General features: G+C 45.2%; 24 protein-coding genes. 11 read left to right on the top strand and 13 right to left on the bottom strand.

From position 1 onward, the window contains the following. The 4 genes from ACKPQ4_RS03660 to ACKPQ4_RS03645 form a co-directional block, all read left to right on the top strand. Positions 1-1,261 (top strand): tetratricopeptide repeat protein (locus ACKPQ4_RS03660; RefSeq protein WP_407679857.1); only part of this gene is annotated, 1,261 nt, incomplete at its 5' end. A 44-nt stretch (positions 1,262-1,305) separates the two neighbouring features. Continuing rightward, on the top strand, positions 1,306-3,162 hold the full coding sequence (gene dnaG / locus ACKPQ4_RS03655; protein WP_407679856.1) for a DNA primase: 1,857 nt from the start codon (positions 1,306-1,308) through the stop codon (positions 3,160-3,162). A gap of 19 nt (positions 3,163-3,181) precedes the next feature. Beyond that, positions 3,182-5,242 carry an RNA polymerase sigma factor RpoD gene (gene rpoD / locus ACKPQ4_RS03650; protein WP_407679855.1) on the top strand — a complete coding sequence of 687 codons (2,061 nt, stop codon included), beginning with the start codon at positions 3,182-3,184 and terminating at the stop codon, positions 5,240-5,242. A 66-nt stretch (positions 5,243-5,308) separates the two neighbouring features. Next, positions 5,309-5,599 (top strand): Sec-independent protein translocase subunit TatA/TatB, encoded by a 291-nt coding sequence (locus tag ACKPQ4_RS03645; RefSeq protein ID WP_407679854.1) that lies wholly within the window; start codon positions 5,309-5,311, stop codon positions 5,597-5,599. 92 nt (positions 5,600-5,691) lie between these two features. Here ACKPQ4_RS03645 and ACKPQ4_RS03640 read toward each other — a convergent pair whose 3' ends face one another. Together ACKPQ4_RS03640 and ACKPQ4_RS03635 are read right to left on the bottom strand one after the other, a co-directional pair. Then, positions 5,692-6,105 carry a translation initiation factor gene (locus ACKPQ4_RS03640; RefSeq protein WP_407679853.1) on the bottom strand — a complete coding sequence of 138 codons (414 nt, stop codon included), beginning with the start codon at positions 6,103-6,105 and terminating at the stop codon, positions 5,692-5,694. After that, positions 6,102-6,377 (bottom strand): hypothetical protein, encoded by a 276-nt coding sequence (locus tag ACKPQ4_RS03635; RefSeq protein ID WP_407679852.1) that lies wholly within the window; start codon positions 6,375-6,377, stop codon positions 6,102-6,104. Before ACKPQ4_RS03635 ends, ACKPQ4_RS03640 begins: the two co-directional genes overlap by 4 nt. Before the next feature lie 6 nt (positions 6,378-6,383). Between ACKPQ4_RS03635 and hemG the strand changes: the two genes are divergently transcribed. The 4 genes from hemG (at position 6,384) to hemA (ending at position 11,148) form a co-directional block, all read left to right on the top strand. Further along, positions 6,384-7,718: a protoporphyrinogen oxidase gene (gene hemG, locus ACKPQ4_RS03630; RefSeq protein WP_407679851.1), complete on the top strand. Its 1,335-nt coding sequence runs from the start codon at positions 6,384-6,386 to the stop codon at positions 7,716-7,718. Between the two features lie 86 nt (positions 7,719-7,804). Continuing rightward, a complete protein-coding gene (gene hemH / locus ACKPQ4_RS03625) occupies positions 7,805-8,920 on the top strand; it encodes a ferrochelatase (RefSeq protein ID WP_407679850.1) in 1,116 nt (371 codons plus the stop codon). A gap of 285 nt (positions 8,921-9,205) precedes the next feature. Further along, entirely contained in the window at positions 9,206-10,081 is an 876-nt protein-coding gene (ccsA, locus tag ACKPQ4_RS03620; RefSeq protein WP_407679849.1) for a cytochrome c biogenesis protein CcsA, read from the top strand. Beyond that, entirely contained in the window at positions 10,078-11,148 is a 1,071-nt protein-coding gene (gene hemA, locus ACKPQ4_RS03615) for a glutamyl-tRNA reductase (protein ID WP_407679848.1), read from the top strand. Before ccsA ends, hemA begins: the two co-directional genes overlap by 4 nt. On the opposite strand, the gene lpxB is transcribed toward hemA, so the two are convergent. From lpxB to ACKPQ4_RS03565, 10 genes are all read right to left on the bottom strand, one after another. Next, positions 11,127-12,299 carry a lipid-A-disaccharide synthase gene (gene lpxB / locus ACKPQ4_RS03610; RefSeq protein WP_407679847.1) on the bottom strand — a complete coding sequence of 391 codons (1,173 nt, stop codon included), beginning with the start codon at positions 12,297-12,299 and terminating at the stop codon, positions 11,127-11,129. The genes hemA and lpxB overlap by 22 nt on opposite strands. Beyond that, positions 12,296-13,237, bottom strand: coding sequence for a Gfo/Idh/MocA family protein (locus ACKPQ4_RS03605; protein WP_407679846.1), 942 nt, complete (start codon positions 13,235-13,237; stop codon positions 12,296-12,298). The genes lpxB and ACKPQ4_RS03605 overlap by 4 nt, the downstream gene beginning before the upstream one ends. Positions 13,238-13,257: 20 nt before the next feature. Further along, the gene (locus ACKPQ4_RS03600; protein ID WP_407679845.1) at positions 13,258-13,947 is read right to left on the bottom strand and encodes an ABC transporter ATP-binding protein; all 690 of its coding nucleotides are present in this window, start codon (positions 13,945-13,947) and stop codon (positions 13,258-13,260) included. After that, positions 13,940-15,544, bottom strand: a complete 1,605-nt coding sequence (locus ACKPQ4_RS03595) for an ABC transporter permease (protein WP_407679844.1) — start codon at positions 15,542-15,544, stop codon at positions 13,940-13,942. The genes ACKPQ4_RS03600 and ACKPQ4_RS03595 overlap by 8 nt, the downstream gene beginning before the upstream one ends. A gap of 34 nt (positions 15,545-15,578) precedes the next feature. After that, positions 15,579-15,863: a hypothetical protein gene (locus ACKPQ4_RS03590; RefSeq protein ID WP_407679843.1), complete on the bottom strand. Its 285-nt coding sequence runs from the start codon at positions 15,861-15,863 to the stop codon at positions 15,579-15,581. 75 nt (positions 15,864-15,938) lie between these two features. Continuing rightward, positions 15,939-16,430, bottom strand: coding sequence for a hypothetical protein (locus tag ACKPQ4_RS03585; protein WP_407679842.1), 492 nt, complete (start codon positions 16,428-16,430; stop codon positions 15,939-15,941). Between the two features lie 7 nt (positions 16,431-16,437). Next, positions 16,438-16,794 carry a YdbL family protein gene (locus ACKPQ4_RS03580; protein WP_407679841.1) on the bottom strand — a complete coding sequence of 119 codons (357 nt, stop codon included), beginning with the start codon at positions 16,792-16,794 and terminating at the stop codon, positions 16,438-16,440. A gap of 13 nt (positions 16,795-16,807) precedes the next feature. Then, positions 16,808-16,969 (bottom strand): hypothetical protein, encoded by a 162-nt coding sequence (locus tag ACKPQ4_RS03575; RefSeq protein WP_407679840.1) that lies wholly within the window; start codon positions 16,967-16,969, stop codon positions 16,808-16,810. A gap of 75 nt (positions 16,970-17,044) precedes the next feature. Next, on the bottom strand, positions 17,045-19,297 hold the full coding sequence (locus ACKPQ4_RS03570; protein ID WP_407679839.1) for a translocation/assembly module TamB domain-containing protein: 2,253 nt from the start codon (positions 19,295-19,297) through the stop codon (positions 17,045-17,047). 85 nt (positions 19,298-19,382) lie between these two features. Continuing rightward, entirely contained in the window at positions 19,383-20,861 is a 1,479-nt protein-coding gene (locus ACKPQ4_RS03565; protein ID WP_407679838.1) for an excinuclease ABC subunit UvrC, read from the bottom strand. Positions 20,862-20,949: 88 nt separating this feature from the next. Between ACKPQ4_RS03565 and ACKPQ4_RS03560 the strand changes: the two genes are divergently transcribed. Next, entirely contained in the window at positions 20,950-22,248 is a 1,299-nt protein-coding gene (locus tag ACKPQ4_RS03560; protein WP_407679837.1) for a competence/damage-inducible protein A, read from the top strand. Positions 22,249-22,308: 60 nt separating this feature from the next. Beyond that, entirely contained in the window at positions 22,309-23,406 is a 1,098-nt protein-coding gene (gene holA, locus ACKPQ4_RS03555) for a DNA polymerase III subunit delta (protein ID WP_407679836.1), read from the top strand. Positions 23,407-23,452: 46 nt separating this feature from the next. Here holA and ACKPQ4_RS03550 read toward each other — a convergent pair whose 3' ends face one another. Continuing rightward, positions 23,453-25,327, bottom strand: a complete 1,875-nt coding sequence (locus tag ACKPQ4_RS03550; RefSeq protein ID WP_407679835.1) for a sulfatase — start codon at positions 25,325-25,327, stop codon at positions 23,453-23,455. Positions 25,328-25,536: 209 nt separating this feature from the next. Here ACKPQ4_RS03550 and ACKPQ4_RS03545 point away from each other — a divergent pair. Then, positions 25,537-25,845, top strand: a 309-nt coding sequence (locus ACKPQ4_RS03545; protein ID WP_407679834.1) for a hypothetical protein, incomplete at its 3' end; no start/stop codon positions are given.

Genomic DNA, 25,845 nt, shown 5'->3' with positions numbered 1-25,845 from the left:
TCGCTTCGAACAAGCCCTGTCCTTAAATCCAGATAATTTGTTGGCCAAAGAAGTTGCGGAAGCCCATTACTTGGCTCGAGATTTTGATTCTGCAATTGATCGCTACGCTCAGTACCTTTCCTCACAACCCGATGACCCTCCCGCTCAGCTTCGTTACGCACGAATGCTTGCCGATCGAGCTAGAGCAACTGAGGCCTTGAATGCATTTGCCAAGGCGAGTGCAAACGCCAGTGCTGATGATTGTTTGATTATGGGTAATTTATTTCTGCAAAAAAACCTGCTATCTCAAGCCAAACACTGGTATGGAGAATCTTCCCGTCGAACCGAATCCTCTCCCACGGAACCCTTGTTAGGTTTACTCAGGGTGGCCAAAGCTGAAAATAATGAAGGGGATGCTGAGACTATTATTCTGGCATTGGAGAAATCGGCCTCTGGTGTATTAGAGAGTACAAACCTATCAAACTTCGCGGCCAATCTTTTGAGGAAAAGAAGACTTGCGGATTTTATCGCCCGGGGAATGGATGCTCGGGGAAAATCTGTTACCGAACTCGCCTCTTCTTTGCTGGCAGGATCCACCCCTTTATTTAGGAAGGAATCAATCGTGACAAGTCAGTCGAAACTGCCCCCCCCCCGCAATCCTGATGCCTCTTTGTCCGCCTTGCGCACAATATCGGATGACGAACCAATCCAATCAACCCCTGTTGAAGAGACGATAGATCCGCCAAAGGCACAAGCTATGAGCTTAGCTGATGCATTTGCTGCGCCTGTCGGTCAAACCGGCAATGCTTCAGGAGCTACAGACTCTTCACTTAATAAAGGACAAGATGCCTATTTAGAAGGTGGTTACACTAGCGCCCTTCTCCATGCCCGTGATGCCCTTAAGAAAAACCCTGAAGATGCAGCAGCTTGGCGCCTATGTTCCCAAGCACACTTTCAATTGGGAGAAACCAACGAAGCAGAAATGACAATTCTTGAAGCCATTCGTCACCAACCGTTTGACCTGGATATGCGTATGGACTATTTACGAATCGCCCGTGAAACACTGCCCAGCAAGAGATACCTGCAAGAGCTTGAAAAGGTGCGGGATCTATTTCCTGAATCCACAGAGATTCTTTGGGAACTTGCTCGTCGTTATCAAATGGTTGAAAACATGCCTGTAACTGCAGCTATTCTTTATCGAAAAATTATCCAAATTGCCCCGGTCAGCAGTGCGATTGCCGGCCAAGCCGAAATCGAACTGATCAAGCTAAAGGACCTCTAAACCTAAAGATGATTGGCTGTCCTCACCCTACCCCGTAATTCTTAATGCCCCGACTTGCCGATGGTTTCGTAAATGAACTCAAGGGACGGATCGATCTCTACGATGTAATCAGTCCCTATGTTCAACTTAAAAAAAGTGGAGCAAGCTGGGTTGGACTTAGTCCGTTCAGCCAGGAAAAATCACCATCCTTTTATGTTCACCCGGATAAAGGTTTTTTTAAATGTTTTAGTTCTGGAGAAGGGGGTGATGCGATTTCCTTCGTTCAAAAAATTGAAAACCTTGAATTTCCAGAGGCATTAGAATTGCTCGCTCAACGCTTCCAAATCCCATTGCGTTATGCAGAAGATTCCGGAAGTTCAGGCAAACCCACTGTTTCCCGTTCCTTGCGTGCGGATTTATACGAATTGCACAAATATACCACCGATTGGTTTCATCAAAGATTATTGGATGAAAATGAGGATGCTGCAAGTGTTAGGAAATATTGGATTGAAGAAAGAGGCTTTTCTATGGAAACAGCCAATGAGTTTGGTATTGGTTATGCTCCGACTGACCCCTATGCCCTTGGTAAATTTTTATCTGCTAAAAAATTCTCCACTTCCACGCTTTTAAAATCTGGCTTATTTCGAGATGGGAAGGGAAAAGGCATTGGTCCCGGAGTTTTTTGTGGAAGATTAATGATCCCAATCAGCGATAAAATTGGGCGTATTTGTGCTTTTACTGCTCGTAAACTTTCACAAACACCTGAATGGGGGGATCGTAAATCTCCCAAATATGTAAATTCTCCTGAAACTCCCATCTTTGAAAAGGGTAATCTTTTGTTCAATCTCCACTTAGCCAACAAAGAAATATCTGAAGACAAAGAATTTATCATGGTTGAGGGGCAATTGGATGCCATACGTTGTTGGACTATGGGCTTTCGCACCGTAGTTGCACCACAGGGAACAGCCTTTAAAGATAGTCAGGCGTTACTTCTTTCCCGTTCCCGTCCCAAAGGTGTAGTTTGTCTATTAGATGGTGATACAGCCGGGCAGAAAGCCGCACTTTCCTATGTCTCCATTTTCCTCAAAGCCGGTATGGAAGCCCGCTTTGCTGAACTACCAGAGGGAAGCGATCCGGATCAAATTTTAATCAAAGGAGGTACGGAAGCGATGCAACAAGTCATAGATGATGCCCGCTCTATGGTTGAGCATGTGGTTCGACAAAAAATACCTGACTTAAAAACCGCCACTCCCAAGCAGAAAGAATCCGTATGTCAATGGATGTTTGGATCCCTCATTGAAGTTGATTCAAGAGTTGCTCTTGAAGGATACCTCGAACAGCTTGCCAGGTTGCTTGCAGTACCAATGGACGCATTAAAGAGTGACTTTGTAAAATTCCGCAAAAACCGGACTCCTGCATACCGTCAATCCACAAAAGACAAAGAACTTCCTTCAAATACACCTGATCGTTTGACAATTGTCGAAGAAGATCTATTGTTCGTCCTTTTGCATGATGACCGTCTCGCTAGTCCTCTTGCCCACACGCTTGACATGTCGTGGGTTGACCTGCGTCCAATTTCCGGCCGAATTCTCGCTAAAATACTCTCCGAAACCCTTGCTGAAAGCAGTTGCCCTACCCGTGCTCAAATCGAAGAGTTATTGGAAGACGATGAGGAACGCGACCTGTTCTATCGTTTGGTCATTCAAGAGATCGACCAATCCGAACCGGGCTTATTGTTACGCTTGGCTCGGCAGTGCGTTTCTGTTTTATTTCTCCGACACCTTAAGCTTCAGGAAGATAATATCTTCACTCAGTTAAAGAATGCTGAAGACAATCCACAAAAACTTAAGCAACTAAGCCAAGAACTACGAGCAATTCGTCAAAAGAAAACCAATCCACCGCCTTTAGAATTTTATAACTAGTAAGCAATACACCTCGATAATGCCAACTCCCAAATCAGCAAAGAAGCCATCTGTTAAAGCGAAGTCTAAGACTTCTCCAACCAAGAGTAAGCCAGCCAAGAAGTCTCCTCAGAAAGCTAAGGCGGCGACTTCCAAGAAAGTGGTAAAAACTCCTGCTAAAACTACGAAGAGTAAAGCCCCAGTTAAAAAACAAACGCCTAAGGCCAAAGTTCCCACAAAAAAAACTTCAACCAAAGCAGCAGGAAACAAAGTGGCGGCTTCCAGCTCCGTTAAATCAAAACCAGTTGCAACAAAATCTACTGCAACATCAAAACCTTTAGTTAAGGACATCACTGGCACTTCCAAAAAGAAAGTTTCTGCCAAAGAGGCAGCCAAGGCCGTTAGCAAAACAGCTGAACCCCACGCCCTTAAGAATGAAATTACTGATAAAGTTCGGACCCTCATTCATTTATCCAGAGAACAGGGCTTTCTTACTTTTAAGGACATCGATAAATCGCTCCCAGAAATTGCGACCGACCCCGAAGAGTTACAAAATGTAATTTCCATTTTTAATAACCTCGAAATTAAACTTTTAGACTCAGCTGAGGTTGAAAAGTTTAAGAAAAATAAAGAAGAAAAAGAGGATGAAAGTGCCCGATCGAATCAAAGCGACATGCTTGACGACCCCGTTCGCATGTACCTTAAGCAAATGGGACAAGTTCCTTTGCTTTCTCGTGAAGAGGAGGTCGAAATTTCCAAACGTATTGAAGTGGCGGAGATCGCTGCCCTCAAACGTATTTACTCCGTTTCTTTAACCGCCTCCTTTCACCTAGAAATCTGTCAAAAACTGATCGATAGGGAAGAACGGTTTGACCGAGTTGTTCTCGATAAAAAAATCGACAGCCGAGAGGCCTATTTCAAACTTTTGGCCAAGCAGGTAGACGCCTTGCAGAACTTGACCAAAAAGTTGGAAAATGCATGGAGCAGCTTTATTAGCGGTCCCAACCCCACTCAAAAGAAAAGAGCCTTAGGTCGGTTTAAAAAGTATGAAGCCGAACTTGAGCCTATCTTTAAAAAATGCTGTCTTAAATTAAAGGTTTTCGAAGATTATTTGCAGGAAATTGGTCCCGAACTCAAAGCAATCACCCGCAATGTCCACAATGTGGAACTTGGCAAGAAAGACCCGGTTAAACTGAAACGCAAGGGCATTAAGATGGACCGGATCAAAAAAGAAGTTTCCGAAGCCCGCGTAAGGTTTCACATGGAACCGGATGAACTTATCCAATTGGTCAAAGATATCCGCTTTTCCATGCGTGAAGCTCACAAGGCCAAGACAGAAATGGTTGAAGCGAACCTTCGTCTAGTCATTTCAATTGCTAAAAAATATACCAATCGCGGATTGTCCTTTCTCGACTTAATTCAGGAAGGAAATATGGGCTTAATGAAAGCAGTTGAAAAATTTGAGTACCGCAGAGGTTACAAATTTTCTACCTATGCAACCTGGTGGATTCGACAAGCAATCACCCGTTCAATTGCAGATCAAGCCCGGACCATTCGTATACCTGTACACATGATTGAAACCTTAAACAAGGTTATGCAGGTACAAAAACAATTGCTCCAAGAACTCGGACACGAACCAACCCCAGAAGAAGTGGCTAACGAAATGGGCCTAGCCCTCGACAAGGTTCAAGGAATCATGAAGATGGCCCAGCAACCCATCTCACTTCAAAGTCCTGTGGGAGATGGTGATGATACCAGTTTTGGAGATTTTATCGAAGACAAAGGTGCAGAAAACCCCTATGACATGACTGCCTATTCCCTGCTCAGGGAAAAGATTATTGATGTGCTTGATTCATTAACGGAACGGGAACGCAATGTACTCTCTCTACGTTTTGGATTGAAGGATGGGTACAGCCGGACACTTGAGGAAGTGGGGCGCCAATTCAAAGTTACCCGGGAAAGAATTCGTCAGATCGAGGCAAAGGCTTTGCGAAAGATGCGTCACCCTACCCGTATCCGTCAATTACACGGCTTTTTCGAAGCCGACCAGAGTTCTGTCAACAAACCTAAGCCTGAAGCTCTTCGCCAGTTAGGCCTCTAATTTGTAACTCTTTAGATCTAATACAAAAAAGTTGCTCTGCCCAACTCTCCAAACTACCTTACATACATGACAACATCATTCACACCCGCCCTCGCATTTATCGGAAACTTTGGCGGGGGAGAAATTATTTTGATCTTTTTGATCGTGCTTTTACTCTTTGGGGCCAAGAAAGTACCTGAACTCTTTCGTTCCTTGGGTAAGGGAGTCAATGAGTTTCGCAAAGCAAAGAACGATTGGGAACAAGACATCCAAGATGTAATGAGTCAGGAACCATTAGAGGATCATGACTTTAAGGAAAAAACTAAGCAGGCCAGCGAAAGCGTGCCTACCGAAGAAGAAAAACAATCGGCTAGCTGATTATTGAGAAGAACAGATCCGAAAAATTCGATTCTTTCAAAATTTTAAAAGCCAAGGTGTAAATACCTTGGCTTTTTTTATGGATAGAAAAATTATCCGCCTGCAAGTACTGGTCGAAATCCCATCGCTCGCATCCATTCCATAATTTCTGCACGCCTGTCTCCCTGCAGTTCCATATCCTGACCAGACCAAGTTCCTCCAGTACCTAAACTATTTTTTAAACGTTTAAGCAATCGGTCCCGCTTGTTCTTGCCCAACCCAGCAGGTATGCCACGAATCGTTGTAACTGTTTTCCCACCTCTACCGGATTTCTCCCGCCTTATCTCTAATCGTTCTCCATTGCCTAAGCTTTGCTCCTCGATCTTGACCGTAACTTTTACTTCCTTGGTACATTCCGGCAATGCCTCAGGTAGACCACTTCCATCTAAAGAACTGAAAGGATTCGATCCGAAACCCAAATCCGAATCGGTGGAAATTTTCCTCTCTCCTTTATCTCTTCGGCTCATTGCCCGCAAATCCCCTTCTCGGGAGATCCCCCCTCTATCCATGTCACCGCCTTTAGGTAGCTTCTCTTTTCCAAAAAATGACGCAGGCGAGGATGAATATTCTCTTTTTCTTGGACCAATAAAATATCCAATCGAGCCAAAGTTTCTCTAAATTCCCCAGGTTTTGCATCCTTCGGGTTTGTAATTACCTGCAAACAGCTTTTGATTTCGTCCATGAATTCGTCTATTTTCTCAATCAATTCATTTGCGACAAGCTTAATCCAAATCTTCAAAATTTAATGTCCAGGACATGTATTATTGGTGGTGGCCTGACGGGACTGGTTCAGGCATGGCAGTCCCAACAAGCTGGCCATAAAGTCACCTTATTTGAAGCCAATGATACTGTCGGGGGCGTGCTTCAATCCGAAAGAATCGATGGTTATTTATTGGATTATGGGGCAAACACTCTCAGCCTAAGACATCAAAAAGTTGCCAGAATCTTGGGAGAACTCGGTATGCTCGACAGATCGATTGATGCCAACCCAGAAGCAAGCCTTCGATTCATCGTCCGATCAGGAAAAGTCGTCTCATTGCCCCACAACCTTGGTTCTTTTTTCTCCAGTCCCTTTCTCTCTCCCCTGGGTAAATTGCGTTTACTGCTCGAACCTTTTATACCCAAAGGTAAAGAGGATGAGGAATCCGTGGCAGGATTTATCTCCCGACGCTTAGGAAAAGAAGCCCTGGATTTTGCGGGAAACCCATTTCTTTCTGGGGTGTATGCAGCCAAGCCCGAGAGCTTGTCTTTAAAATATGCATTTCCCGCCCTCCAAGAAATCGAACAGAAACATGGTTCTCTTTTTCGAGGAATGTTAAAATCCAAAAAGAATCCGGAACGTTTATCCAAGAGTAGATTAATTTCCTTTGCCAGCGGTATGCAGGAAATGCCCAATCGTATCTTAGGTTTATTACCCGCTGAGTGCGTACAATTTAAGACAAGGGCCATTAAGATAGAAAAAGTGAACAACCAATGGAAAGTCACAAGCCAATCAAAAGGGTCTCAGAAAACTAAAGAAACTTTTGACCAGTTGATATGTGCTGTGCCTGCAAGTAAACTCTTGGATATTGAATGGAAAGGTTTAGTTAGCAAAGAACTTCTACCTATTTTGGCAGAAGCCACCCATCATCCCCTTTCTTTGGTTTATCATGGATACGACCGAGCAAAAGTGAATCATCCCTTAGACGGTTTTGGATTCCTCGTTCCAGAAGTGGAAAAAAGAAATATTCTAGGCACCCTATTTTCAAGCACATTATTTCCCGGAAGAGCACCAGAGAATAAAGTTCTGCTCACTACTTTTGTTGGAGGAGAACGCCAACCCAAACTTGCTAACCTGGAAGACTCCAAGCTGCATTCACTCGTATTAAAAGAACATCAACAACTTTTGGGTACACAAGGAAGACCTTGTTTTCAAAAAATAAAACGCTGGCCAAACGCCATTCCCCTCCCCGATGCTAAAATGGGAGATAGGCAGTCCGCTGCTCGTGACTTACAAGAGGGAAATAATGGTTTATACTTTACTGGTTCTCACCTTTGTGGCGTTTCCCTGCCAAACTGTTTGGAAGCTGATATTGCTTAATTTTTCTCAGTCATTTCATTTGGAAAGATTGCCTCCCTCAAAATAAACTTATAAATGTTATTTGTACTTAGATTTTAATTATCACCATGAATTCTAAAAAATCAGATAACCCAGCTAAAACTCTTGTCGTCCTTCTCAATATGGGTGGCCCTCAAAATAAAGAGGAAATTCACCCCTATCTCAAAGAACTTTTCCAAGACCGAGAACTTTTAAAGTTACCATTTCAAAAAATCCTCGGGCGATTCATTGCTTGGCGAAGAACGCCTAAAATTCAAGAGCGCTATGAAGAAATCGGGCAATATTCTCCAACCAAGGCTATTATGGAAAGCCAGTGTGAAGGGATCGCAAATAAGCTCGATCAACTTAACCCAGAATCGGCACCCCATGTTTGTGTATCCGGGTTTCGTTATTGCTCTCCTAGAACCGGGGAAATGATTCAGCAATATAAAGAAGCTGAAAAAATAATTCTTTTTTCCCAGTATCCCCAACATAGTTGCTGCACCAGTGGTTCCTCTTTTTGCGATGCCTATCGATGGTTAGACAAACAAAATAAGTTCGACTATAAAAGTAAAATATCCGTCATTGATCAGTGGTGGGACCGTACTGATTACTCACAACTTTGGGCGATGCTTATCCAAAGAAAGTTTGAGGAAATGAAAAAAGAGCATGGTTTAAAAGATGAAGATATTCGCATCATCTATTCTGCTCACAGCCTTCCCGAATCCTACTGCCTCGAGAAAGGGGATAAATATAATGAGGAAATCCAAGGGTCCGTAAATAGAATCGAAAAAATTTTACAGGAAACCGGCATGCGTCACGAGGGCGCCTTGGCATGGCAAAGTAAAGTTGGGCCACAAAGAACCAAATGGCTCACTCCATCTACTCCCCATGTAATCGCAGAAACGAAACAGAAAGCTATCCTTATGGTACCGATAGCCTTCACCACCGACCACATTGAAACACTTGATGAAATTGATATTGAATTTAGAGGTTATGCCGATGAAGTGGTTGATCATTTTGCAAGGGTTGATTGTTTTAATATGGAAGAGAAGTTTATCGATTTATGCGCCCAGCTTTTAATCGAGCACATAAACGCTAACTACAAATCTTCGATACGACCTTGCTGTGTAAACTGTGAAGGGACTGATTGTGCATCGATGCGTAAGTATTTTGGCTCCACCCCGGTACACGCAACGGCGTGAGCCCGTACTCCAATTGATCTAAACTAACCTTGGGGTGAGCTGATCGCCTAAAACATAGCCTTATTGAAAAGGTGCATACAACTTTCCCAAACCCCGACTGTAGTGGTTTATTGTATTCGTTTCAAAGTAGTGAGAGAGCCACGGTTAAATGTATTGGCGTATTCACAGTTGAACACCCAAGTCCACCCTCACAACGCTTAGCGAAGATTGAAGATGTGCATTTGCCAAGGGAGTAAATTTTAGCCATATTTGTATGTTGAGATAAATGATTAGTTAAACCTATCCATGAATTTAAACGATGTAACCAGCCTCCTATGGATTGCCACATTTTGTTTTGGCATATCCTTTGTTCTTGGCATGGTCAAAACTAGGCATTCATTTCCCTATGGATTACAAGAGTGCCCTTTCATTTTAATCGTTATTGGTTTTTTCCTTCAAACACGTGCACTCTATTTGCGGGGAATAGAAGTTCATGGATGCCCCTTGGGGAATGGTTTAGAACGTACCCAGTTTATCCTTTGGTCACTCATTCTTGCTTTTTTACTCCTTCGTTTAGTTTGGCAACTGAATCTACTGGGTACATTTTGTGCGGGAGCTTCTTTATTGCTAGGTTCACTCTCTCTTGGTCTGAAAGATTGGGACGCTCCGTACTGGAAAGCCGAAGGATATACCCGCTTGTTTCAGGATCCTTGGATCGAACTGCACGCATCTCTGGCCATTTTTAGTTACGGTTTATTTTGCCTGCTTGCAGTGGTGAGTATTATGTATCTCTCCCAACGTCAAACTCTGCTCTCCCGAAAACCGGGATTTCTAGGGCCCTTCCTTCCTCCCATTCAAGAGTTGGAAGTGGCCGCATTTAGACTACTTGCCGTAGGGGTAACCTTTCTTAGTTTATCGATGGTGGTCGGTACCATGCATTGGACCCGCCATCCAGAATTTGTCAGCCAGACAAAGTTAGCTGTTACCTCAGCATTATGGATCGGATACCTTGTCTTACTCGGCATGCGCATGAGTAATCGACTCTATGGCTCGCGTTTTGCCAAGTGGACAATCGCTCTGTTTGCCATTGCCCTTCTCTCTCTCTCCCTGGTCAGTTCGAAACAGAAAAAACAGGCGTTTCATGCCCTTCCCCTCCAACCCTTGGCACTTAACCTTAGATGACTCCCTCGCCCGACAGTTCACTGTTCCTGCTTGGAACCTCTCATCAAGTTGCCAATTTGAACGAGCGGGAAAGCATTGCCCTGCCTAGCGACTCGATCGATTCCTTCTATCGGGGCTTACAAGAATTGGACGGTTTAAAAGAATGCCTTGTGTTAAACACCTGTAATCGTACAGAGATTTACGGTGCAGCTGAGGATAATTTAAAGATCGAAGTAGTATCAAATTACCTGGCTGAATTTCGAGATTTGGATCCCGAATTTATGATTCAAAAGACCTATCGTCGGGCTGGGCCAGAAGTGGTTCGCCATTTGTTCGAAGTAGCATCTGGAATTGATTCTCAAATGGTTGGAGAAACGGAAATTCTTGGCCAATTAAAAAAGGCCTACGATGATGCATCTGAACGAGCCTTTACAGGTAAGGTACTCAATCGATTGTTTCAAAAAAGTTTTCAGGCTGCCAAATGGGCCCGTACCAACACAGGAATATCCCGTGGGCAAGTGAATTTGGGCAATGTACTTTGCGAATTAGCCCGGCGGATTTTTGGCCAAGTGGGTCAATGTCGAGTATTGGTAGTCGGAGCAGGAGAAGTGGCAGAAGGTGCCTTGGAAGCTTTTAAATCGCGTGGTTCAGAAGCAATTACAGTGACTGGTCGAACCTTTGACTGGTGCCCCCTTAGTCGAAGGAAACCGGATGAATTGGCTCAAAAATTTGATGGCTTTACTCTGGCCTATTCAAAACTTCATGATTCTTTGCATCTTTTTGATGTGGTGTTGGCTTCCACTGCCAGTGCAAAAGCTTTACTCACCCACAAGCAGGTAGAAGTTGCGATGAAAAAACGCCCGTCCAAACCACTCTTTGTGATCGATGCATCTGTACCCCGCAATGTCGAGGAAGCCGCGTCTACAGTGGAGAATGTATACTTATACAACATGGACGATGTATCTGCGATCGCCAATGAGAACTTGCAATCCCGGTTGGCAGAAGTTGAACGTTGCCGGACTGCACTTTCCAAACGGGCCTTGCGTCTATGGGAACAAATGCGAGCTCAGCCGAGTTTGCCTTCCTGAACCAACCAATCGACGGCACCACGACTTTCTGGCTGAGCGAGCAATTTGTGCAATTGATTAGCCGTCTTGGTCGCTTGTTTTCCAGACGCGTCGGGATCGTTCAATAAAGGAATCATTTCCCTAGCAAGAATTTTTCCCGTAGCCTGGCCCTGAAGAAATTCGGGGTTAGGTGGATTTTCAGGTAATAGTAAATTAGCCATACCCAAATGGGGCACGCCTACCAAGCACTTTCCAATCCAATAGGTAATTGGGTGTGCCCGATATCCAATCACTCCTGGCACCCCCGCCCAGGCACATGCAAGAGACATGGTGCCCGAACTCATAAGAGCGGCACGTGCGGGAAGCGAGCCGGTACGATCTACTATGCGAATTTTTTGCCTGATATCAGCACGTTCATTTACCAAAGATTCGACCAAACAACGAAGGTTAGGGCCAGCAACTGGTATTATCCCTTGCAAATCACTGTCCCCGGTAAGCAATTCTTCAAAGGCGTCAAGAAAGACAGGTAATATACGACTAACCGGTTGAAGCCTACTGCCAGGAAGCAAGAGAAGTTCGCCCGAGGGGTCATAAGAAACAGTACTTTGATAAGAGGGATGAGCAAAGGGATGGCCAACAAAAGAGACCGGTAGGGAAACATCGGCATAGCACTTCTTTTCAAAAGGAAAAATAATTCCCAATCCGTCGAGAATTTCGGCCATACGGAACCTGCGACCTGGCTTCCATGCCCAGAGTTGCGGGCTTACATACTGTAAAACCACGGTTGATCCCCCACCCTTGCAGGAAATCCCACGCTCCTTCAACGCATGGGCAAGCCGAAGGTTAAACCCCGGGTAATCGACCAGTAATACGCATCGGGGACGAGCCTCTTCAATCCAGTCAAGGGTTTGTTTAAAAAGGTTACGAAAAAGGCTGTAATTTTTGATAACCTCAATTAATCCGACAACCGCATGATTAGCTAAGGAGAAAACTTGCTCGGCTCCTGCCCTGATTAATTCCTCCCCACCTAAGGAAGAAATGCGAAGATCCGGATACTTACTCTTTAAATCTTTAACCAACCGAGCTGCATGCTCATCGCCCGATGCTTCTCCCGCGACCACCAACAGGTCGACCGGACCGGATGCTGAAGGAAATAGGGTTGGCTTGCTCAAGAATTCCAACTGGATTGGATTTGCCGAGTAATTGTCAGGGCAACTTCTAGGGCAGACTTGCCAAAACTACCATCAGTCTTAGGCGTTGTGGTCTCAACCACGCAGGAAAGAAAAGATTCAAGTTCAAGGGCAAGAGGTTCCCCCTGCTCTACGGGTACTTCATGACGTTCTAAGGAAGGACCTGATTTTTTGATAAGGTGTCCTTTTTGATTCATGAAATCGAGAGAGAGGTATCCACTATCCTGAAAAACACGGATTTCCCTGGCCTTTTTTTCACTCACCCTACTGGCACTAAGATTAGCAACACATCCATTGGCAAAAAGAAGTCGGGCATTTGCAATGTCTTCAGTCGGGGAAAGCACACGGACTCCGATAGAATCAATCCGTTCGATTGGAGAATCAACCAGTGCCATGGCAATACCAACATCATGAATCATTAAATCGAGGACCACACCTACCTCCGTGCCCCGGGGTTGGAAAGGAGCCAATCTTTCAACAGTTAAATACTTGGGTTGGTCTACCTCACCTTCGAGAAAAGTCATGACCGGATTGTAGTGTTCGATATGACCAACCTGAACGAGCACCTTGGCTGCATTTGCTCTTTTGAGAATAGATTCCGCCTCTTCCGAAGATACACAGAGGGGTTTTTCCACCAGAAGGTGACAACCGTGGTCAATTAAAGTATGGGCAACCTCGGCATGTCGGTCGGTCGGGCAGACCACGCTCACGGCTTCACAGGCTGCACCAAGCTCTTCAAGACTTGAATACCTTGGGCATCCATAATCGGCACAGACCGCATTGGCCGCCTCATCGTTGGGCTCGAAAATACCGACCAATTGTGCACCCTCAAGGGCGTGATATAAACGGGCATGGTGTTTACCAAGGTAGCCGACTCCGGCAACTCCGCATTTCAGGGGTGATGGCATAGGTTCGTTCATGAGGAAAGATTATGGACGGGTCAAACCTCGTTCAATTGTCCGCCGGATAAAAAGGTTTGCCGGTCCGTAGCTTGAGCAAATGCAAGGTTGTGAGTAACGAGAATGAGAGAGGCACCCTCTTCTGAACAAGCATGGAGCAAAAGATCCATCACTTCTTCTCCTGTACGTTCATCAAGGTTACCGGTTGGTTCATCAGCAAGTAATACCTCAGGCCGGTTAATCAAGGCACGGGCAATGGCTACTCGTTGCCTTTCTCCTCCCGACAATTTCCCCGGAATTTGAGATGATTTATTTCCTACGCCCATTTGTTCGAGCAGGAAACGTGCACGGTCTTCGATAGAGGGGTCAAACCTTCCAGTTATTCTGGCAGGCAAAGTAACATTTTCCAGCACATCGAGTTCAGGAACAAGGTAATATGCCTGGTAGACCACACCAAGGAAGGAAGCACGCTGGGCCACTTCTTCGCGGGTTGCTGGTCGGTCGCACCGCATCAAACGGTGGTTCCAAGTTAATTCTCCACGATCTGCCTGTTCAATACGGGCAAGCAAGTTGAGCAGAGTAGTTTTACCACAACCAGATTCTCCCCTTATGCTAAGGGAAGAAGAACGGGGCAAAGCAAGATCGATCTCTTTCAGTACATACAAATCCTCTGCCCCTAAGCTAAAGGTCTTTGATAAATTCTTTGCCTGTAGCACCAATGAACTATTCATTTCGCAAGGCGTCTGCCGGGTTCATGCGAGAGGCTCGCCAGGCGGGAACCAATCCGGCTAGGGTAGATACGAGGATGGCAAAGAGAGCAAAGGTAAGAAAAGTTGAAGCACTCTCTGGAGACTCCCAGGGATAAGGCACGCTGAGGCTATAAAAATCATAAAACTGAGCGACTCCGCTTTTGCCTTCGTCCCCAGCGATACGCACCACAATGAAAGACATGATAGAATCCCTGTAGCGAATAAAGAGCAGAGCCAAACCGCACCCAGCAATCGCACCAAGCAAACCGATAAGAAATCCTTGGAGACAAAAGATCGATCCCACCGATCCGCGTGCACCCCCCATAGCCACCAACAGTCCAATCTCACGAATTTTGCGGAGTACAGTGGTCATCAGAGCAATGGCAATAGCAAATGCAGCCACTAACCCGATGGGGACCATAATTAAAATCATTAAATATTCTTCGAATTTCAAGAGGTCAAAGAACCAGGCATTCTCAACAAACCAGGGAACAAAAGCCCAATTTACTGATCGTGGAAGTTGTAATTCTTCACAAAAACCATGCAGCGTTTCTTCATGGTTAGAAATTTGTGGGGAAAATTTTAAAAACATACCGTCACATAAACCAGTAGCATCCCGAACGTCTTCTAACAACCGATAGGAACCGATCATTGCCTCGGCGTGGAAACCCTGCCAGGGCACTTCAAAAATCCCACCAATCCTTACCTCTTTTGGAGGAACCATTTCGTTGGCTTGGGCACGCTTGATCATAACCGGAGAAAAAACTTCAATCGTAGAAGAGCGGAAGGTCTGGTAAGTCGACTCTGCCCCAATTTCTAGCTTTATTCTATTGTTTAGTACTTCAAATGCCGGAGTGCCAGGCCCCGCATAAAGTCTGCCATTATTCGCCCGCATCTTTGCGTCAAACTCAAGACCTTTAGATTTCAGGCGCCATTCTTCGCCGCCCAAGTATTGCAATTTCCACTCGGCAGAGGGAACCTCTGACCCAAGTTCCAAAACCCGCACGCCCACGAGTTCGTCCTTTAAATCCTTGGATTTGCCCATACGCAGGATCGCCCCTGGACGTACGCCCAATCGATTGGCGACATACTGGCTAACAAAGACAACATCATCTTCCATGCTTTTGCTCTGGGGGAAAGGAGTTACATCAACCGCATCATGAGCTTCCATTCTCATTTGTCCATTTTTGAGAAACTCGTCCAAGGGTAAGACAGAGGTTCCTGATGAAAGATCAATACCAATGGATAGGGGAACGGAGTGATAATCCCCTTTTTGCACCAGCAAAGGGCCCTGAAGGTAAGGAGAGACAGCTAAGACTTCGGAATTATTTAACAATTCTTGCTGCAGTTGTGGCCACTCGCGGGTTCGACTTAACGGGATTGCTCGGGCATGCCCCTGTGCATCAATAATATCTTCTCGAAACTTATGCTGAAAGCCCTTCATAAAAGCAACCACCACGATCATAACATTTACTCCTAGAGCTACTCCAATTATTGCCAGAAGTGAAAAAAAGGAGACCTTGCGCTGGGTAGGAAACAATTGTTTCCAGGCAAGAAAGAGAGGCCAGGGAATTTTCACGAACCTAAGAGAACTTAGAAAATAAATCCATCATTCAGTCTTCTGGGGCAGACCTAGTAAAGTTGGAATCCAGGGGAATAAACTCAGTCAACTTTTCAGACCATTCGCTAAGGGTGTTCGGATCGATTTCAATTTCAGGTAGTGGATATTTTTCCTGAAAGAAGTGAATATACCCTGCATAAAGTACAAACACAGCCACCAAGAAAAGGGCAATTCTGAACAAACTCTTCAGGATTAAAAAAATCAAAAGAAAGGCAAGCAAGGCTAACACCAAGCTAAACAACGGATTTGCCATTATCTGATTTACCACATCCTCCATGTTTTACAATCCTTGCGAAACTCTATGAATTGGACAATGAAAATCCAACATAAATGGGCTCCCAAGCCCAAGGGTCTACTCAACCACAGGCCCTTCGGGAACCTGATAACCCAAATCGACTATTTTTTGCCTAAGATCAAAAAGATCGCGTCTTAACAAATTTGCCCGAGCTTCTGCGGTAATAGTTGAGGAGCGCATCGATTCCAGTTGAGCATTCCAGTGGATCCGTTGATTTTCTCCAATAAATCCTTCACCCGAAAGTTTCTGATCGAGAGATCCAAAGCGGGCCATTTCTGAAGCCAATTCAAGTTCTGCAGATCGGGCCGAGCAGGCATATTTTTCTGCCTCCACTACTTGTAAGCGCAATTTCAACCACTCAGATTCAAGAATCAAAGATTTTTTCTTCCGTTGGTTTTCTTCAGTTTGCTGAATAATTTCAACAAATGAGTTATGAGAAAAACCATCCGCCTTGGACGGATGATCGGAATCAATATTTGCAGTCCTGTTAAAAGAACAGGATGAAATTCCAATTAAGCAGAAAAATAAACAAGAAATTTGAGCCAGCAAGATCAGCCTACTTTTGGATCCATTTACCAGATGCCTTTTTAAACCAATGTCCAGCCTTCGCCTTGGTAGCAATACCTTCAAAAAACTTTTTAGCAACAGCAGTGGAATCTCCACCAGTCTTGGCGGCTAGGGCTTTAAATAATTCCCGACGATCTTTATTTTCAGCTTTAACTAGGGCGATCACTGCTGAATCAGAAGAATTCCTCGAGTGGAGAAACCCATCCATACCCTCACCAATAGTACCGGCATCCTTTTGGGCAACCACATCGGAAAGACGGGACTTCATACGGCCTGAAAAATCTCCCCATAAAGAGGGGGCAAGGAGTAGAAAGGTTAGTAAAAGCGGGAAAATGGCAGTCTTCATATCAACAGGATACCTAGTTTGAGGATTCTTCTTCATACAAATCGTCAAGAAAACTATTCACTTCCTTCTCGATCTTGATGGTTATGTTGTGATCCAAGGTAATGTGGTGCTGAGTTTTGACAACTGTGCAGGAAAACAGGAAGAGAAAAACAGCAACGGATGTTAGTCGAATCATATGGTTCACGATTAGTTTGTAACTCAATCTTAAGGTTTCGGGCAATGAAGATTTTTAAATAAAAAACAAAAAGATTTAGGGTTCCACCCCCCATTTCGACAAATCTGCTTGTTGTAATAAAGCATCCAGACCACCCATAATTTTTGGCCTGTACTCAACACTTATGTCTTTTCCATCAACTTCAGATTCACCACGAACATTCATCTCCACTACTCGTTCACCAGCATCGAGAAGTTTGAACATGATATTTAATCCATTGAGATTTAAATCCTCTAAGGCTCGTTCCAAAAGATACATATTTTTATACTCCGAACTCTCATCATCCAGTCCTTCGGTAAGCATACCGTGGGTATTTAAAAACAACTTAGCCCTTTCAGACGAGTCCAATGACAAAGAACCCCCATAGAAGTCCCAACCCAAAGATGGATCATTTCTAATCGTAAGAATGCCGGACAAATTTCCTTCCATCCGTGCATCGAGGTCTTCAAAGCAATTAATAATTTGTTGAGCATCTAGTCCTTTAGCCAATACCTTCAGTTCGAAATCTTCAAACCCTTCAATTAATTTAGTTTCTTCCAAAGCTAAAGTTCCTCCAAAAGCATGAATTTCTAATTCTTTTATGACTTGTTCACCGTTGGGTAAGACCTCAAACTTAATCTGTCCACTCTCCAGCACTTGTTCTCCAGCATTAAGGTCGAACCTTACGCTTTGAGATCCATTGGTATCCAAGGGGTCTAGGCTGTTAAATTTGATATTTCCCTGAATTTTTTTTAGGGCAAGATCTGAAAAATCGTCAAATTTCAGCTCAGCATCAAGAAAAGAAAGATCGAGGCGACCTTGAGAAGATTCTGGAATTTCAATAATGAGATTCGCCGGGCTCAGAGAAAACTGAAAATCATTTACAAGCATGTTTAATTCCGATAACTCGAACCGTTCCAATGAATCAGATTTAAACTCGATCGAAAAATCATCAATTTTTTGGTCTTCGCCTAAAAATATTTCATCGACTGAAAACCTCTGTTCGGCTGATAATCTAGGTAGTGAGTCAAGGGCAATTTCTCCGGAGAATCGCATACCTTGGAGGTTCAGTCCAAGGGTGGGCACAGATCCATTGCCCTTCCGTAATTCGATTTGGAAACGATCTTCTCCCAACCATTCGATATCAATTTCACCATCGTATAAGTTGTACATTCCTTCCTCTAAATGAAGAGAGGAAAACCGAAGGGAGGCTTTACGCACTCCTAAAAACTCTCCCATTTCATTCTCAGCAAACTCAATTCCATCAACCACTAACCCAAACAACTCAGCCTGGGGCAAGACGCCCTGTGTGCGTAGTCTCTGAACTCTTACATTTAAATTAGGTTGGCCGTCCACTAGGGAACCGGCAAGTTTTAAGCCCCGGACCTCTAAATTCTCTCCCCAATTTAAATTGGCATAAAAATTTGCTTCGGTTCTTCCTGAAATATGAGGAGTGACAAAAAGAATGGCTTGCGGAATCTGCAAAGTTAGCCCCATCGCCCTACAAACAAGTTCGGTAGCATTTAATTCGATAAACTGATCCATAATTCCATCATTTTCAAGACGACCAGTCCACCTTGCTCTGGCCACACCCTGTTCGATTTCCAACCACTTTTCGAAATTTATAGAATTTTCATCATCAAAAAGTTCCGAGACAGTTTTCACCGAGTTTAATATTTTCGAGAGGTCAGAGAATTGCAAAGATGCACCGAGAAAAAGGTCACTCCCTTCTTGTACCAAGGTCAAATCTCCCTGCCATGGTAAGCCAGTAAGGTTTCCATCTAGTCTCAACTGAGCTAACCCGGGATGGAAATCTCCCTCAATATCCCATTGCGATAGGGCAATTGTATCGACGCGATTAAAAGAAAGTTCAAGATCCCTAAATCGTAAATGTTGGACCGGTGGATTGCTCAGAAGTTCGTCTGCTTGAATCTTTGAATCTGTGTTGGCGTTTTCAATTCCCTCGAGTCTCTCAAGGATGGCGTCAATATCGAGTTCTAAGAGAGGTGAGGTTAAGGAAACTGCCCGCAATTGTCCTTGTGCCAGTTGGGTAGGGTCATAACGCAGATCAAGCTGCTGTAGGGAAAATTTCCCTTCTTGAAAATCAGAACTTAGCCCTGAAACCCGAGAACTCCAAGGAGTAATTTCATCAATAATTATTGAATGAAGGTTAATTCCGGAATCACGGGCAAATTTGCGAATACCACTTTCTAAAAAGCTTGGCAGACTCGTCAATACGAAGACCAAAGAACCAGATAGGATTAAAGTAACCCACAAAAATAGCTTTAGTTTTGATACCCTCTTTTTCATGCAAAAAAATTCCTAGCTTGTTGACATCTCACTAATAGGAAAGCTCAAAAGAACATCTTGTAAATGAATCTGTCCGCAATGACATTTAATTGGGTTTACGATGAAGAAAACGATGAAGTCGTTCGGCTAGTTTAGGGCCAATTCCTTCTACCGCTCTCAATTCCTCAATTTTTGCTCGTTTTAATGCATCCAATGAACCGAAATGCTGAAGCAACGCGGCACGCTTAATTTTACCTAAGCCCGAAAAATCATCTAAAATGGACTCCCGAATTTTCTTGCTGCGTAAATCCGCATTGAATTGATTAGCAAATCGATGAGCCTCGTCTCTCAAACGCTGGAGCAATCGAAGAGCAGGGTCTCTGTGCGGTAATTTTAATTCTCCCCGATCATCAGCAAAAACAATGGTTTCTTCTTTCTTTGCCAACCCGATCAGGGGTGGAATCACTACTGAAAGCTGATCAAAAGCATACAAAGCTGCCCCAACCTGCCCGGCACCCCCATCGATAACCACAAGATCGGGCATCGGCTTTCCTTCGTCTCGCAACCTACCGTATCGCCGCCCAACGACTTCTTCCATCGAAGCAAAATCATCATTCCCCATGCCTCCACGCACCTTGAACCTACGATAACTCCTACGATCTGGCTTGCCGTTTATAAAACGAACCATCGAGGCGACCACAAAAGTACCAGATACATGGGAGACATCAAAGCATTCAATAACCGCGGGAAGATTAGGCAGGGCCAAAACATCCCCGAGAGATTTGATTCCTTCCTGCTCTAATTCATCTCCCCTAGGCCAATGCCTAACAAATCTACGAGTTTTGCGTATGGTCTTAGCCAAAGCTTCGCTAAGGTCTCGCAGATGAGCAGCTCTTTCAAAATCCATTGCCTCTGCACACTTGGTCATCTCTTCGCGTAATTCTTTAAGTAGTTCTTTTGTTCTACCCTCAAGGAATGAACAAGCCCGATCCACTCGCTCCCGATATTCATCAAGAGTGGTTTCATTATGTCCAGCAAAAATCTCTGCCCTTGCATCATGGTACAATCGTACTCGATCGCCTGAAAGAACTTCCGGTTTGGCGTCGGCTAAAAGAATACCAAACCTTTTGCGCATTTCGGCCAAGGTTGAACGAAGCATTCCGGCCTGGGCAAAAGGCCCGTAATAATGGGAACCATCCTCCTTTCGATTTCGACACAAACGAAAGCGCGGAAGCTTATTGTGGAGATCCACTTGTACGAGCAGAAACTGTTTATCATCCGTAAAGTCGGTGTTATATCGTGGCTTGTATTGTTTGATCAATTTACCTTCCAATAATAGAGCTTCGGTCTCGTTTCGAGTTTGATGAACTGATATCTCCCGAACCATCTCTACCATTGCTGCAATTTTGGGCTGTGCCCGAATAAACCTGCGGGAACCTTGAAAATAACTCGACACCCGACGCTTTAAATTCTTCGCCTTCCCCACATAGATAACTTGACCCAAACGATCCTTCATTAGGTAAACACCCGAGGATTGGGGCAAGGATCTTACAATCTTGCTAAGTTCATTTCTCTCATTTTGCATTGGCAATATTAAGAATCCATCGTACCTTAGGACTTTGCAAGACTACTTCCATACCCTGCGTCCCCAAACTTAAACGCTTCTATTTGACATGAGCTCCACCATTCGCGTTGAAACCATTACATTGGGAGACGAACTCCTGTTGGGCATTCGTGAGAATTCTCATCTCACCTACCTAGGCTCTCAACTAGCTCATCACGGTATTGAACCCGCAGCAAATTTAGTCATTCGGGATAATCCAAATGATATCAAAGACTTTTTTTCCGAAGCCTGGAAACGTTCTGACCTAGTTATTACAACAGGAGGCTTGGGTCCGACAACGGATGACCTGACCCGAGAATCTATTGCTGAAGCTCTTGAAGAAGAACTAATTTACGACGCCGAAATCGAACAAGCGATTCGCCAGCGTTTTCAGCAATTGGAAAGAAAAATGCCTGAAATTAACCTTCGGCAGTGCCACCGTCCTAAAAATGCGGAAATTCTAAGAAATCCATACGGAACAGCACCCGGACTTTTTCTACAAAAGGAAGGTAAGATTCTAGTAATGCTTCCGGGGCCTGCCCGTGAAATGCACCCAATGTTTGAGGAACAGGTAATTCCCAGGCTACAAACTGCTGGAGTTCTTCCCGAGATCGATTGTTATTTACAACTGCGAACAGCTGGAATTGGAGAATCCGATCTCGCAGAAAAAGTTGGGCCGATATTGGCAGACATCCCTGGAATTGTTATCGGTTACTGTGCCCACGCCGGCCTTGTCGACTTAAGGCTAAGCTCATTGGATTCTGATATCCTTGATGAGGAAAAACTCACTAAGATCGGCGATCAATGTCGAGAAGAAATAGGGGATGATTTTGTCTGCTTTGGCGATCGTTCATTGGCAGAGGTTATATTTCGTGAACTGCGATCTCTAAACCAAACTCTGGCAGTTGCAGAGTCTTGTACCGGTGGATTGCTCTCAGCCAGTTTTACGGAAATTTCTGGTATCTCAAAAGTTTTTCATGGTGGAGCGGTTTGCTACCACAATGACGCAAAGGTACAAATTCTAGAGATTCCGGAAATTATGCTTGAACAGCACGGTGCAGTCAGCGAAGAAATCGCCATTGCCATGGCAACCTCGGCTTGTGAAAAATTTGGGACCGATTATGGACTTAGCATAACTGGAGTTGCCGGGCCAACTGGAGGTACGAAAATTATGCCCATTGGATCAATTTACCTTGGGTATGCATCTCCCCTGGGGGTTTGGACAAAAAAAATCAATTTAAGAGGCGACAGAGCTTCCAATCGACGCCGAGCTACTTCAGCTGCCTTAGATTGGATGAGAAGAAAATTGCGTAAATATAAAATCGAGGAAGTGTTTGCCGCAGCTGAAGTGGGAAATATCGAACTGTAAACGTTCAACCGCCAAAGTCTCAAATTTTCTGCCCCTATCCTTTTTCTCCCTTAAATCATCATGTCCACAAGCTCACTTTGTGTCATTATTGGCGACGATGATTACTTAGTTCGGCAAAGAGCCAAGGAGGTCTTTGATGAATGGTCTAAAGATTTCCCGGACGATTTGTCCCGTGAGATTATAGATGGTCGAGCCGATCGGGTCGATGATGTCGAACGACTTCTAACCGAAGCCAAAGCCGCCACCACTACTCTTTCTTTATTTGGAGGTGGAAAACTTGTCTGGATTAACGAAGTAAATTTTATTAACCAATCAAAAACGGGAGGTTCTCAGGGTGCCAAAAACGCTTTGGAGAACACAAAGGGGTTTCTCCAAAACTTAGGAGATTCCAAACTCCTTCTATCTGCCTGCCCCGTTCATCGAGGTCATGCATTTGTTAAGTGGTTACAAAAACATTCGGATTTCCAAGATTTATCCAAAAGTGAAAAGGAAGACCATGCCTTTCGCCGCATCGTTGAGGATACGGCTAAGGAATTGGGTGTATCATTCGGCACGGGTGCTCTCGAATATTTGGCGGGGAAGATTGGGTCCCACCCCAGACTTGGGGTAGAAGAAACCCGTAAGCTTGGATCCTACATCGGAAAAGAAGGTGGAGAAATTACTGAACAAATGATTATCGATCTGGTGCCCGATTTTGGAGAGGGTGACTTTTTTGAAGCATCCGAAGCTTTTTTTTCCGGGCAATTGGATTGGGCTCTCGAGGCCATCGATCGTCATTTCTTCCAGGGTAAAGATGCCCGCCCCTTACTTGCCACTTTGCAAAACCGAAACCGTCTACTTATTCAACTTCGAGTCTTAGCCGACGGTGGGGAATTCAATCCAAACGAGCGCATGAGCAAGTCTTTATTGGAAAGACTTGCAGCCAAGCATGCGAAACACTTTGACGATCCGAGTGAAAAAACGACCCTTAATTTATTCTCTCAAAACCCATGGTTTTTAGGAAGGTTGATTGGATTGGTAAAGAGTTTTTCCGCCCGTCGCTTGATTGATCTACAGTCCCACCTGATCGAGGCATTCGAGCAAGTCTTGGCTCAGCCGAAGGAACAACACGCAACCATCTTTAAAAACCTGACCATCCGCACCCACTCAGCGGGCTGAGATGTTTTTCTTAGTGGGGTTATAAAGTCCCCGCAAATAAGGAAGGTTAGTTCGCCTCCAAGGCTTCCCAAGAATAGGCACCCTTGGGCTTGCGTGCACCAGCGGTCAACATATCGACCGGTTCTGGATAGGATACGAGGAAATTGTTTTCATCGATTAAGTTGAAGAAATAATGGGTCGTGCCCTTGGGTAACTTGGCATGAATCCGACCGCCTTTGATTTGGGCAGGAGCCCGGTACCACTCCTCCCGCTTATCCTTGCCACTGGTGGTGTACATCAGTTGCCCTCGGGTCACCTTGGCCCCTTTTTCCTTAAAGGCGAGAGATACCTGGTTACCCTTTTTGGCTTTTAGGGAGTCTGCGATTGGTTCACACACCTTCTCCTTATTGAGTAGGCCACCTTTGTAGTTGGGATTTAGGAAGGGATAGGATGCGTTCATCCCTTCCAACCGACGGAACAGCTCCTTGCTCATCTCCTTTACTTTTCCGGGCATCCTGGATGCCAAATTCTTTGCCTCCTCAATGTCTGCCCGATCGCTCGTACCGGGATAATTTTTGTACAACTCAAAGAGCTCGAACTTGGGCCGACCTGGCATCCAGTTGTGAATCAATTTCCACCCGTCTACCCGGAGGGTGGATTGCTGAGCCACCCCGTGTGGAAAGTGCCACATCATGGTAGTGCGTGGCTCACCCTGTCGGTTCTTCACCAGGGTATGATCGGTCGGGTCTGTAGAAAGCAGGTTGGATAGATCGGCACCGTCCAGTTTCTGCCCTTTGGGCCTGTTGGTACCTGTCCAGCTGAGGATGGTGGGATAAAAATCCAGCCCGTTGACCATCACTTCGCTCTCCTGTCCTGCAATAATACCCGGACCAGTGATAATGAAAGGCACCCGCACCCCGCCCTCCCGGGCATTGATCTTTCCGCGGTCAAGCGGATAATTATCAGTAATAATTTCTCCAGGTACTTTCTCCATTCCTCCATTGTCGGAGGTAAAGAGGATATAAGTGTTATCGATTAACTTTTTGCCCGGGTTGCGCGGATCCTCGGTTTTTTCGAGGTACTTCACGAGCATGCCAACATAGTGGTCGAGCATTTCCACCATCGCACAGTAGTATGGGTTGGTCTGCCCTTGGGTAGCCCAGCCATCAGGATCAGTGGGCATATCCACACCTAGTTTCTTGCAGTATTTTTCCAGCAGTTCCTTGCTCCGGCTATGGATGGGCGTATGCACGAGCCAGGCGGCATAGTAGAGAAAGAAGGGTTGGGCCTTGGATTGCTCCATAAATTCGATCGCATCCAAGGTCGGTTGGTCCTTGGGAAAACCCTCGGTGTCCAACTGATAAGGATCTTCTTTGGCGGAAGTAGCAAACCCGGTGAGACGGTGCGGTTTCATCTTGGCACTCTCCCCTAGATGGGCCTTGGTAAAATCAAACCCTTGATCCATCGGTTGCGGGTAGCTGTGGTGGTCAAGGGACATGTGCCACTTGCCAATGTGGCCGGAAACATATCCATTTTCCTTGAGAGCCTCGGGGATGATCACTTCCTCCACCTCCAACCGGCCACTGTACCATGGGTCCATGATTGGATGGGCTGTCTTATTGTACGGGGTGGTCGGATTTCCTCCCACCACATGGGTCTTTTGGAGGGCGGCTGCATGGCGCCCGCTCATCATCGCACACCGGGTGGGGGCACAGGTGGGAGCCGGAGAGTACCCCTGCCTGAATAATACCCCTTTTTTCGCCAGGGCATCGATATTTGGGGTCTCCATCGGGGTGGGCTCATCGATATCGTAGCTTCCCACATCCTGCCAGCCCAGGTCATCCACTAAAATAAGCACCACATTGGGCTTGGTCACCTGATCCGCGAAGGCCAGGCAGTTGGCTATGCATCCAAGAATAAACGAATAAAAAAACTTTTTCATAAGGCTGGAAGTGATGATTTGAGCAAAATTGAAAAGAAGGTGTACACTTGTTTAATATCCATAAACGGGCAAATCTTCTTTTCTTTAATCAATTACACTCCATTGCCCGCATCCTTTTGCCAAGTCCCTGCCCGAGATAGGCGAAAATTTGTCTGATTGACTCACTTTTCTAGCTCGTGCAACTTAATTAAAGCAAAATTGTCACTACCATGATGCACTTCATTCGATTTCTTATTTTATCGGCCTTGGTCTTCCCCGGATTTTCTCTTTTAGCGGAAACGGCCCACCAAGGCGTGGTCGGTGGTCCCTTCCATGGTTATGCACAGGACGATTCCGGGCAGGTCCAAGTGCAGGTTGGTCCTATTGCCGACTTTGCGGTTCCCTCCAACCTCGCTGCCCGCTCCCTGCAAAACCGCATCTCATCCGGAGATTCCTCCGCTCTCGAAGCCTCTCTTATTTTGGATGATAGTACCTACACCGTGCTCGACCCCTCCGTGGTAGAGTGGACCTTCAGCGAG

The sequence above is a fragment of the Candidatus Chordibacter forsetii genome (assembly GCF_964187505.1).
GTDB lineage: Bacteria > Verrucomicrobiota > Verrucomicrobiia > Opitutales > Seribacteraceae > Chordibacter > Chordibacter forsetii.
The sequence above is the reverse complement of the archived record's forward strand: the minus strand, read 5'-3'. Positions and strand labels throughout refer to the sequence as shown.